7 protein-coding genes are annotated in these 12243 nt (G+C 32.3%); 4 read left to right on the forward strand and 3 right to left on the reverse strand.

The genetic code is table 11. The features are described from left to right. Positions 1-72: 72 nt before the first annotated feature. On the forward strand, positions 73-2898 hold the full coding sequence (locus ABD730_RS04885; RefSeq protein WP_344712975.1) for a TonB-dependent receptor: 2826 nt from the start codon (positions 73-75) through the stop codon (positions 2896-2898). Between the two features lie 89 nt (positions 2899-2987). Here the strand turns inward: ABD730_RS04885 and ABD730_RS04890 are convergent, their stop codons facing one another. Beyond that, positions 2988-3344 (reverse strand): toxin-antitoxin system YwqK family antitoxin, encoded by a 357-nt coding sequence (locus ABD730_RS04890; RefSeq protein ID WP_334468080.1) that lies wholly within the window; start codon positions 3342-3344, stop codon positions 2988-2990. Positions 3345-3768: 424 nt separating this feature from the next. On the opposite strand from ABD730_RS04890, the gene ABD730_RS04895 reads away from it, so the two are divergent. The 3 genes from ABD730_RS04895 (at position 3769) to ABD730_RS04905 (ending at position 7867) form a co-directional block, all read left to right on the forward strand. After that, a complete protein-coding gene (locus ABD730_RS04895) occupies positions 3769-6042 on the forward strand; it encodes an inorganic phosphate transporter (protein ID WP_334468082.1) in 2274 nt (757 codons plus the stop codon). Positions 6043-6191: 149 nt separating this feature from the next. Further along, positions 6192-7043 carry an OmpA/MotB family protein gene (locus tag ABD730_RS04900; protein WP_334468084.1) on the forward strand — a complete coding sequence of 284 codons (852 nt, stop codon included), beginning with the start codon at positions 6192-6194 and terminating at the stop codon, positions 7041-7043. Positions 7044-7147: 104 nt separating this feature from the next. Further along, positions 7148-7867, forward strand: coding sequence for a DUF6503 family protein (locus tag ABD730_RS04905; protein ID WP_334468086.1), 720 nt, complete (start codon positions 7148-7150; stop codon positions 7865-7867). 672 nt (positions 7868-8539) lie between these two features. Here ABD730_RS04905 and ABD730_RS04910 read toward each other — a convergent pair. Further along, positions 8540-10339: a ribonucleoside-diphosphate reductase subunit alpha gene (locus ABD730_RS04910; protein WP_344712978.1), complete on the reverse strand. Its 1800-nt coding sequence runs from the start codon at positions 10337-10339 to the stop codon at positions 8540-8542. Between the two features lie 3 nt (positions 10340-10342). Continuing rightward, positions 10343-11617, reverse strand: coding sequence for a ribonucleotide-diphosphate reductase subunit beta (locus ABD730_RS04915; RefSeq protein ID WP_215928035.1), 1275 nt, complete (start codon positions 11615-11617; stop codon positions 10343-10345). Positions 11618-12243 lie beyond the last annotated feature (626 nt).

Below are 12243 nucleotides of genomic sequence, written 5' to 3' on the forward strand. Positions count from 1 at the left end.
TAACAAACATAATTCTCAAAATGTCCGGAAATTACTTTCGGACATTTTGTATATTTTTAAAATCATATTAAAATGATTAAGTCTATATCTCTATTTTTTGCAATCTTATTATCTTTTTCTTTCTTATCAGCACAACAAACAGGAACTGTAACCGGTAAAATTTTTGACGGTGAATTTAACGACGTACTTCCTTTTGCTAATGTGGTAGTTCAAAATACCTCAACAGGAACCACTACAGATTTTGACGGTGAATATAAATTAACATTAGACGAAGGAACCTACACTTTAGTGTATTCATTTGTTGGCTATGAAACTAAAGCTATTACAGATGTAAAAATAGAAGCTAATAAGGTGTTAGAGCTCAATGTTACTTTAAATCCATCATCTTCTGCACTAAGTGAAGTTGTAATTACAACATCAGCACGTAGAAACACGGAAGAATCTGTACTAAATCTTCAACGTAATTCTGCTGTTTTACTTGATGGTCTTTCTATTGAAAGCATAAAAAAAGCTGGAGCAAGCGATATAGCTTCTGCTATTAAAAGCGTACCTGGTGTTTCTGTACAAGGCGGTAAATTTGTCTACGTAAGAGGTTTAGGAGATCGTTACACAAAATCCATATTAAACGGCATGGATATCCCAGGACTCGATCCGGATAAAAACACCGTTCAAATGGATGTATTTCCAACTAATATTTTAGAAAATATTATTGTAATTAAATCAGGATCTGCCGATTTACCTGCTGATTTTACCGGTGGTGTTGTCGACATTATTACAAAAGATTTTCCATCAAAAAAAGCGATGAGCTTTTCACTTTCCACAAGTTATAATCCTGATATGAGCTTCAATTCTAACTATGTTACTTATAAAGGTAGTAATACTGATTTTCTTGGTTTTGACGGTGGTGATAGAGATTTACCTATTTCGCCTACAACTTCTGTCCCAAATCCGGCGTCGGGTAACAACTCTAGTTTAGAAGGCATTACACGTTCATTTAATAGCACCTTAGCTGCTGAGCGCGAAACAAGCTTACCAAACTTTAGCTTTGGTTTTAATTATGGTAACCAATTTGATGTTGGAGAGAATAGGTTAGGTTTAATTGCCTCTTTAAATTACAAAAACGAAACCTTATTTTATGAAGGTTTTGAAAACGGGGTTTACCAAAAAAATGAAGATCGTAGTATCAACGAATTACGGTTTGACCGTAGACAAATTGGTGATTTAGGCGAAAACAATGTTTTATTAAGCGGATTGGTTGGATTATCTTATAAAACCGACAACTCTAAATACAATTTTAATGTCTTACACATACAAAGTGGAGAGAGCAGAGCAGCTTTATTTACTCAAAACACAGAAATATCTAATGATATTGATGTCGATAAAGACAACTTAGAATATACCCAACGTTCTTTAACCAACTTTTTAATTGGTGGTCAGCATAATGATATAGAAAATGATTTCGTTACAGAATGGAAAGTATCACCTAGCTTTAGTCGTGTTTATGATAAAGACGTAAGATTAACCACTTTTATTTTGAACAATGATGGATCCACAAGTATTAGTTCTGATGCTGGATTTCCACAACGTTTATGGAGAGACTTAGAAGAATTTAATGCTACTGCAAAGGTCGATTTCACAAAGAAGTACGATTTATTTGACAACCAAGCGGCTCTCAAATTTGGAGCCTTAGGAAGTTACAAACAACGTAATTATGATATTTATAAGTATGAAGTTGCTTTTAGAGCAGTAACGACTTCAGATTTCAACGGTGATCCTAATGCGATTTTAGATCCTAGTAATATTTGGACACCTGAAACTAATTCTGGTTCTTATATCCGTGGAAACTTTGAACCAGCAAATTCATATGAGTCTACGCAAAACACTTTGGCTGCGTATGTATCCAATGAATTTAAGATTACAGAGAAATTAAAATCTATTGTTGGGCTTCGTGCAGAGTATTTTACAACATTTTTCACAGGACAAAACAATTCGGGTAGCGAAATCTATGATAACGAACAAACTATAGAAGAATTAGACTTATTTCCATCGGCAAATTTCATCTATGAAGCCAACGAAAAATCTAATATTCGTTTATCTTATTTCCGTACCGTAGCGCGACCTAGTTTTAAAGAATCTTCAGTAGTACAAATTTCAGATTTATTAACGGGACTTATCTTTTTAGGTAATATAGACTTGCAGCCTTCTTACATTAATAACTTTGATGCGAGATATGAGTTCTTTGGAGAGAAAGCGCAGATGTTTGCCGTAAGTGCATTTTACAAAAGATTTAAAGACCCTATTGAATTAGTTGCGTATTCTTATGTAGCGCCTAATCAATTTACACCAAGAAACTCACCTGAAGCACAAGTCTTAGGTTTGGAGTTTGAAGGTCGTAAAAACTTTAAGTTTATTTCAGAATCTCTAGCAGACTTAAGTTTAAATGTAAATGTTTCTATTATCAAATCTGAAATTGAAATGGCAAAAGGAGAAGGACAAGAATATGAGTCTAGACAGCAATTTGCAAGAGATGGAGAAACTATTGACGATACACGTGAGTTACAAGGGCAATCCCCATTTTTAGTGAATGTAGGTCTTAACTATAATAACGCTGAATCTGGTTTTGAAACTGGGCTATTCTACAACGTACAAGGTAAAACTTTAGAAGTTGTTGGCTTTGGCCAAAACCCTGATGTGTATACGCAATCCTTCAACAGTCTAAATTTTAATCTATCCAAGAGCTTTGGTAAAGACAAGCGTTCTAAACTAAGTTTAAAAATAGATAATATTCTTAATGATGACAGATTAAGTCAGTATGAATCTTATGGAGACATTAGTGCTGACTTTTCTTCAAGAAATCCAGGTACAACTTTTAGCTTAGGCTATAGCATGAACTTGTAAGAACTCATTAAATGTTATATAAAAAAAAGAGCTGTAATATATGTATTACAGCTCTTTTCTTTTTTAACGTTATGTAATCAGATGTCTTTTTAATCTCTCGATACTAAGGTTCTATCATTAGACCATTCAACTACACTTACAATAGCGTTGTCTCTATAATCTACTTCTTTTAGCGAATCACCTTCCCAAAAGAACCACTTTCCAACTTTTTTACCAGCATCATATGTAGCAACAGCTAATTTATTGCCTTCTACATCAAAACTCGTCCATTCTCCATGTAATTTACCATTGGCATCAAAAGTACCAGTTTGCTGTATTGCACCATTATCATGAAAATAAGTCGCAATTATTAAATCGCCTTTCTTCTCTAATTTTGGTTTATTCTTATCTTGAGCATAAGTAAAACCTACGCATAACATCAGTAATAATATAACAATCTTTTTCATATCTGTTTGGGTATTAATTAATATTCTCCTTACGAATATAACATTAATTTTACAATTATGTAATATTTACATAACATTAAGTTAACATAAAAGCGTTAATTATCTTATTTTCAGCATGTTAAAATTACAAGTTAATTCATATAATAAAACAATACATTAAATTTTTAGCTCTAGCTCATAGATTAGAAGTTAAATAACAAAATAACCAGAATTACAGTTTTGATAAGACTACAGTTTTAATACGCTAATTTTTAACGCAGATAAAATCAAGAACTATTCCTACACAACTTGATATAAAACCTTAAGATTTTTGACTTCAAAACAGCTACGCTTATCGCCATCAATAGAATTAATAATAACATTTAGGTAACATTCTCTTGGAAATAAAAAAGGTACTTTGCATTCAATTTATTATTCATTTTTAATGGAAAACCTTTATATCTATATGCTAGCTGCGCTTGCTTTTTTAGCCATAGCAGACTTAGTAGTTGGTGTAAGTAATGATGCTGTTAACTTTTTAAATTCTGCAATAGGATCTAAAGCAGTTTCGTTTAAAACCATAATGATCGTTGCTAGTATTGGTGTTGCAGTAGGCGCAATGACTTCTAGCGGAATGATGGAAGTTGCTCGTAAGGGCATCTTTAATCCTGGCGAATTTATGTTTAATGAAATTATGGTCATTTTTATGGCTGTAATGCTTACCGACATTTTGCTCCTCGATTTCTTTAACACCTTAGGAATGCCAACTTCCACAACGGTTTCAATTGTTTTTGAACTCTTAGGTGCTTCTGTTGCTGTTGCTCTCATAAAAATTTACAGTGATAGCGAACAATCTATTACAGACTTATCTGTATATATTAATAATTCTAAAGCGATTGAAATTATACTGGGCATACTACTGTCTGTCGTCGTCGCCTTTACAATCGGTGCCATTATTCAATATATTTCGCGAATACTTTTATCATTTAAGTTTCAAGAAAAGCCATCTTGGTATGGTGCTGTTTTTAGTGGACTGGCCACATCGTCAATTTTATACTTTATTCTTATTAAAGGGGTTAAAAATGCTAGTTTTATGAATGATGATGTTAAATCATTAATATCTACTAATCCTATCGCTCTAATTGGAATTAGCTTTATAGTTCTTACGCTACTATCTTACCTTTTAATAAAACATACTAAGACAAATATTTATGTTGTAATTATAGTTGTGGGTACATTTGCATTAGCTGTAGCTTTTGCTGGTAACGATTTAGTAAACTTTATAGGTGTACCAATCGCGGCCTTTAATTCTTACGAAGCATGGTCTATTAGTGGCGCATTACCAAGAGAATATGCTATGACAGCACTTGGAGAGCCTGTTAGAACACAACCATACTTATTACTTATAGCAGGACTTATAATGGTCTTAACACTTTGGTTTTCTAGCAAAGCAAAAGCTGTTGTAAAAACTTCTGTTGATTTATCTAGACAAGATGATATTAAAGAACGATTTGAACCTAATTTCTTATCTAGAAGTATTGTAAGATACTCTATTGGGATCTCTGACAGTCTTAACCTTGTGCTTCCTGATTCTTATAAAAAATGGGCAGACAAGCAATTTATAAAACCAAAAGTAGTTCTAAAAGAACAAGACTTACCTGCGTTTGATTTAGTAAGAGCTGCAGTAAATTTAATGGTAGCTAGTGTTCTAATTTCTATTGCAACTTCAATGAAATTACCTTTATCTACAACCTACGTAACATTCATGGTTGCTATGGGTACATCTTTAGCCGATAGAGCTTGGGGAAGTGAAAGTGCTGTTTATAGAGTTGCTGGTGTATTAAACGTAATTGGTGGATGGTTCTTTACTGCCTTTAGCGCCTTTGTAGCAGCTGCAATTATGGCTTATATCTTATACTATGGCGAAGGTTATGCTTTAGTTGGCTTACTTGTATTAGCCGTACTTTTATTAATACGCAGCTATATGTCGCATGTTAAGAAGTCTAAGGTAATGAAGGAAGTAGATCAGTTAGAAAAAGCTGAAAGTAGCTCTACACAAGGAGTTATTCAAGAAAGTGCTTCTAATATTGCTAGTGTTGTTAGACGTGGTAATAAAATTTACACGTCTGCAATCAATGGTTTAGCTGTTCAAGATTTAAAATTATTAAAGAAGAACAGAAAACAAATAGACAAATTATCTAATGAAATAGATGAGCTAAGAGATCATATTTTCTACTTTATTAGAAACCTTGAAGAACCAAGTTTATCGGCGAGTAATTTCTATATTAATATACTAGGCTATTTACAAGACATGACGCAATCCTTAGATTATATTTCTAAAGTAAGTCATAAGCACGTAAACAATAATCATAAAAAATTAAAGTTTAGCCAAATCAAAGAATTAAAAGATTTAGATGCACGTATGGAAGATTTATTTTCCAAAACCCAAATTGCTTTTGAATCACATTCTTTTGAACAAATAGGTGCTGTATTAACGGAAAAGTCGGAAGTATACAACTTAGTTAAAGAGAAAATTCAAAAACAAGTTGAGCGTACTCGTAGTGAAGAATCTAGTCCAAAAAACACAACCCTTTATTTTAGCTTGTTATTAGAGACTAAAGACCTATTAACAGCGACGATGAATCTTCTAGAAGAATATTTTGGTGCTCACGATAGTTCTGTAGAACCTGCAAAACTGAATACCGAACAAGAAGAATAAAAAAATATTACCAATAACAAATGCCTAATACTATTATAGTATTGGGCATTTTTTTTGAAAAATATGTAATCTTTTACAACTTTTAACATCCAAAAGGCACCTTTAATCGTATATATCACTTTAAAACGTTAACAACTAAAAATTATAAAATGAAGAAAGTTTCAATTCTACTAGTAACAACAATTTTATTGACCGCTTGTGTTTCAAAAAAGAAATACTTAGCCTTAGAACAAGAAAATGGGGAGATTAAAAGCGAACTCACAAAAACTAAAGTTGCAAAAGAAGATTTAGAAAATAAGTTTGCCGTTATTGAAGCACGTGTTAACCAATACAATTCTAAAATACAATCTTTAAATGAAGATGTTGAAGGACTAACTATTGAGAACAAAGCCAAGTTTCAAGTCGCTGAAGACGGTACAGTAGCTTCTGGTGCAAGCAAAGAAAAAATGCGTGAAACATTGAAAAATGTAGATGCAGAAAAATTAGCTGGCGCAAAGACTTTAAAAGATTCTATGAATTTAGCTATTCAGTACAACTTAAGTAAAGCAATGAACACTAGCGATCTTAACGAAGACGAAGATATCGTAGTAGATATTAACGAAACTGTAGTTATGATTTCTATTGCAGACAACATGTTATTTAACACTGCAAGTTACCGCGTAGGAAACAAAGCTGATAAAATTTTACAAAAATTAGCTGATGTTATAAACTCTGAGCCAAGTTTAGATGTTATGGTTGAAGGTCACACCGATTCTAGAAGCATTAATACAGATAAAATTGCAGACAACTGGGACTTAAGTGTATTACGCGCCACATCTGTTGTTAGAAAACTACAAAATCAATTTAAGGTTGCACCTGAGCAATTAATTGCTTCCGGACGTAGTAGCTACCAACCTTTAGTTGAAAATAACTCTAGCGCTAATCGTGCTAAAAACAGAAGAACACGTATTATTTTAATGCCAAATATTGACAAGTTTTTTGCTATGATGGAGGCAAAATAAATCACAAATCTATCTAAATTTACAAAAAGCATCCTCCCGTAAAATTCGGCATTGGGTGCTTTTTTTTGTTTGATATATTGTAATTTGTAGAAAAAATAATTACTATGAAATCTTTTCTTGCATTTGCATTCTTCTTATGCGCTTTATCTGGTTTTAGTCAAAATCTATCGTCTCAAGAACTATTAAACAAAGCCATTAATTACCACGACCCAAATGGGAACTGGGAACGCTTTAACGCTACGTTTACTGTGGTAATGACCATGCCAGAAGCCGCAAAACGCACTAGTAGTATTTCAATTAATTTACCTGCTGAATATTTTAGCGTTACCGCCACAAAAGACACTGTAACCACAACGTACACATTAGATAAAGGCAAGTGCCAAATGCAATACAATGGCAAAGTTTTAGATAGCATAGCCGCAAAAGAAAAGAACATGACTTGCGATAGAGCTACACTTTATAAAAACTACTATTCGTATTTATATGGTTTACCTATGAAATTGAAAGATCCAGGCACTAATCTTAGTGAAACGGTTGAAACAAAAACCTTTAAAGGCAAAACGTATTTGGTTCTAAAAGTCACATATGATGAAGCTGTAGGCAGTGATATTTGGTACTTCTATTTTAACCCAAAGACCTATGCTATGGAAATCTACCAGTTCTTTAAAACCGATGAGCATGGCAAAGCGAAACCTGATAGTGGTGAATATATAGTGCTTTCTGAAGAAACCCTCTTAAACGGTATTAAAATCCCTAAAGTGAGAGCCTGGTATTACAATAAAGCCGATAAATATTTGGGAACGGATACTTTGGTTGAAGATTAGAGTTTATCATTTGTATTACATAAAAAAAGCATCTCATTTCTGAAATGATTATAACTGAATTATAATTTAGAAGATACCAAGGTAATTAGTACTACCGAAAATGTATAAAAAAATTTATTACTTGTATATAATTACATTACTTTTGTAAAGCTGTTAAAAGCGAAAAGCCTATTGCGGTCACAATAGACTTCTCTAAATTTTAATGGTTTAAAAAATCACCTTGCCACTTTGGTCAAGGGTTGTAGCTAAAGTAGCCACATCGCGATTAGACCAACTGCTAATTTGACTATTAGTCTAATCTCTGTTTCAAATACCATCCACCATCGTGGATGGTTTTTTTTCTTTTTGCACATATCAATGTGTTAAAGTAAAAAACCCCTAACTAAAGGCCTAAGGGCTATGACCTATCTTTTCTAATTTCATTTGTCATATAGTTTTATGGTTAATATTAATTCTCTAATCTTAAATCTTCTTAAACCTACTTTTCATCATCTATTTTGCTATAATTTATTTAATAATCATATTAAAATATTTTTTATATAAATTTTATTTTAAAACTCTGACTATCAAGTGTTTAAACTCAAAATACCGCTTTCAAATTTCGCCTTAAAAAACCACCCTACACAATGATAGAGTGGCTTATTAATTAACACTTGTTGTATTTACTAGCTATTATCCTTCACAGCTCGTACATTCTTTCTTTTGCTTGAATTTTTGTGCTGCATTCATACTGTGTTGGTAGTACAATGATTTTACACCTAATTGCCAAGCCGTCACATAGATTTTATTAATATCTTTTACTGGCATATCTGGGTGTACCATAATATTTATAGACTGCCCTTGATCGATATGGTTTTGTCTATTTGCTGCCTGATAAATGATGGTCATTTGATCAATTTCAGAATAGGTTTTAAACACATCTTTTTCATGATCTGTAAGTCCTTCTAAATGTTGTACAGAACCATCATAATCTCTAATGCTTCTCCACACCTCACTAGTATTCATGCCTTTTTCTTCTAAAAGCGCTACTAAATAAGGGTTTTTAATTGTGGTTTTTATTTTCGCAATATCCTTTACGTAACTGTTAGACCAAATTGGCTCAATACCTTGAGATACTTGTCCTAGAATAAACGCAGAAGATGTTGTTGGAGCTACAGCGTTTAATGTTGTATTACGTCTTCCGTAACCTTTTAATACTTCTGGCTCACCAAATAATGTTGCTAATTCTTCAGATGCCTTAACAGACTTATCTTTTATTGTTTTAAATATTTCACTATTTAAATCAAACGCTTCTTTACTATCAAAAGCTACCATTTTAGATTGTAATAACGAATGCCATCCTAAAGCTCCTAATCCTAAAGCTCTATTTTCTTTAGCAAAGTTATAAGCCTTCTCCATAAACATGAAGGTTTGTCTGTCATCTCTATCTGCAGAGTCTCTATACACTTCTAATTTCGTAATGAATTCTTCTAAAACAGCATCTAAGAAATATACCATTGTTTCAACAGCATCAGTATCTTTCCACTTATCGTAATGCAATAAGTTTATAGAAGATAATACACATACAAACGACCATTTTTCGTTTGTTGGTAACATAATCTCTGAGCACAAGTTACTTGCGTAGATTTCATGGTTTTTATCTTGATATACATCTGGAGCTGTATTGTTAGCATTATCTCTGAAGAAAATATAAGGATATCCTATTTCACCTCTACGTTGTAATACTTTTGCCCAAATGGCTCTTTTATCTGTATCTCCATCAATCATTTCTTGCATCCAATCATTTCCAACAGTTACACCATGCGTTAACTCTTGTATTGGATTACCTTCTGTTCCTATTTCTAAAAACTCATGAATATCTTTATGCTCTATTGGTAAATATGGAGAAAAACGACCTCTTCTAACAGAACCTTGACTTACGACATCAACCATTTTTTCAAACAGTTGCATAATGTGTACAGCACCAGAAGATTCTCCGTTATTTTTTACAGGAGCTCCTCTATGACGAAGTTTTCCAAAATAACCTGAAGTACCTCCACCTAATTTAGACATCATACCAACTTCTGACTGTGTATAGAGAATATCTCCCATATCATCAGAAATATGTGAACCAAAACAACTGATTGGCAAGCCTCGTCTTTTTCCAAAGTTAGACCAAACTGGAGATGCTAATGAATAGTAGCCTTCTGCCATATAGCCATAAAACTTATCGGCAAAACCATCAATACCTAATATTTTTTCGGCATTATTGGCAATTTCTCTGATTCTTTCTTCAGGAGTTGTATCTTCTGTAAGGTAACCAGATGCTAAAAATTGACGACTATGATCTGTTAGCCATTTTATTTCTGGTTCTGCTTTTGCTTCTTTTATAGCTTCTTTTCTGGCTTTAATTAGTTCTTCATGATTTGAAGTTGTTGTAGTTTGAGGGTTCTCTACTTTGTTGTCAATGTCTAAATTAGTGTTGTCGTTCATGGTTTAAAATAAGTCGTCGCTGGTTATACTTTTTGTTCTTTTGCTATAGTTGATAGATCGTTTCACGAAAAAATCTCCGTGTTTTGTTCCTATAATTTCGTCGTCAAACCATTCGGTTTGCTCTAATAATTTTTCGTCGACATCGAATACTTTTTCAATGCCAATACTTTCTAATGAATTGTTAAATCTCTGTTTTATAAATTCGTTAATCACATCTTTTGGCAAGAAATCTAATTCACCTGCTTCAAAAATCCAATCCACTAATTTGCTTTCTGATATAAAAGCCTCTTCGCATAATTCTTTAACTAAAATGCTATGCTCTTCATCAAACCATGTTGGGTTTTCATGCTTTATAATTTTGATAATATCAATACCAAAATCACCGTGTATTTGTTCTTCCTTAGAAGTTGCTTCAACCACATTAGACACACCTTTTAGCATATTCTTATGTTTGTTAAAAGCCATAATTATTAAAAACTGTGAGAATAAAGAAACATGCTCTATAAATAATGAAAATAATAAAATAGATTCTGCATACTCTTTATTGTCTTCACTTTTAGCATTCTTTAAAGCCGTTTCTAAATAATGAACACGTCTCATTATTACAGGCTTTTTCTTTAGGTTTTTAAACTCGTTGTTAAGACCTAATATCTCTAATAAATGTGAGTAAGCATCGTGATGACGTACTTCACTTTCTGCAAATGTTGCTCCTACAGATCCGATTTCTGGTTTTGGCATTTTATGATAAATGTCTCCCCAAAATGATTTTACAGCGACTTCAATCTGCGAAATAGCAAGCATTGTATTTTTAATGGCATTTTGCTCTACAACTGTCAATCTTGTTTTAAAATCTTGAATATCACTTGTAAAGTTAAATTCTGAATGAATCCAGTACGAATGTCTTATAGCATCTACATATTCGTTAAGTTCTGGATATTCGTAAGGCTTTAAGTTAATACGCTTTTCAAAAATATTTGTTTTTCTGCTTCGCGCTTGTTCATCTCTATATAATATGTAAGCTTTTGCAACACCATGAAAAGAACTCTCCATTAGTTTCTCTTCTACAAGATCTTGCACTTCTTCTACTGTAGGCAAATACTTGTGATCTCTTGCTTTTCTTTCTAATAAGGTTTGTAATACTTTTACAGAAATCGTATTAGCGTCTTCTTTAGTACCATTTCCAACAGAAAGCATTGCTTTTTCAATAGCGTTAGAAATCTTATTTAAAACAAACGGACTCGTTTCATAATCTCTTTTTATAATCTGTGTAATCTCCATGCTCATTTAATTTTAAAGACTAGATAGTCCTTAGAATGATGCGTAATCATTCAGGTTTTTAATTGTTAAATCCGTAAAAGGTGTTATTGTTTTTCCTAAACTAGGAATATAAGGGCGTATTTTTAAATTGATTTTCTCAACACTTTTCTAAATCAAAAAAACCAGAAAAATCTATTTTATTTGCCTTGAACAAAGATTGACAATTGTTGTTAAAAAAGAAAGGATATTTCATAAACGTTGTCAACAAGTTTTTAACAAACCCATGTAGCACCCGTAAAACTTGAAGATTTAAAAAAAACATTACAATGCATTGATTACCAGTGAGTTAAATGCTTTTTCTGTAATTATATTTTGTAGGTTTTATCATGTTAAAAACAGGCTTAGTAAGCGTTTTTACTGATGGTATTACAATGCTATTTTAACTGTTAAAACCAAAATAAAAAAGAGCGTTTAGATAACGCCCTTTTTTCCCTAATAACTAACTAAAATTAATAATAAACAATAAAAAAATTACGTTATTATAAATTAACACTGAAATGAAAACGTCAGAATTTTAAAAACTCTGATTATTTCCTAATTAATAGCTTTTAACCAAAAAAGCAACCCCTCAATTTGCTGTATTTTTG

Origin of the sequence: Winogradskyella damuponensis (genome assembly GCF_039538385.1) — a bacterium.
Classification (GTDB): domain Bacteria; phylum Bacteroidota; class Bacteroidia; order Flavobacteriales; family Flavobacteriaceae; genus Winogradskyella; species Winogradskyella damuponensis.

Bases quoted from the DNA above. Each gene is read 5' to 3' on its own strand.
- ABD730_RS04885 (WP_344712975.1), top strand. From the start codon at position 73: ATGATTAAGTCTATATCTCTATTTTTTGCAATCTTATTATCTTTTTCT.
- ABD730_RS04890 (WP_334468080.1), bottom strand. From the start codon at position 3,344: ATGAAAAAGATTGTTATATTATTACTGATGTTATGCGTAGGTTTTACT.
- ABD730_RS04895 (WP_334468082.1), top strand. From the start codon at position 3,769: ATGGAAAACCTTTATATCTATATGCTAGCTGCGCTTGCTTTTTTAGCC.
- ABD730_RS04900 (WP_334468084.1), top strand. From the start codon at position 6,192: ATGAAGAAAGTTTCAATTCTACTAGTAACAACAATTTTATTGACCGCT.
- ABD730_RS04905 (WP_334468086.1), top strand. From the start codon at position 7,148: ATGAAATCTTTTCTTGCATTTGCATTCTTCTTATGCGCTTTATCTGGT.
- ABD730_RS04910 (WP_344712978.1), bottom strand. From the start codon at position 10,339: ATGAACGACAACACTAATTTAGACATTGACAACAAAGTAGAGAACCCT.
- ABD730_RS04915 (WP_215928035.1), bottom strand. From the start codon at position 11,617: ATGGAGATTACACAGATTATAAAAAGAGATTATGAAACGAGTCCGTTT.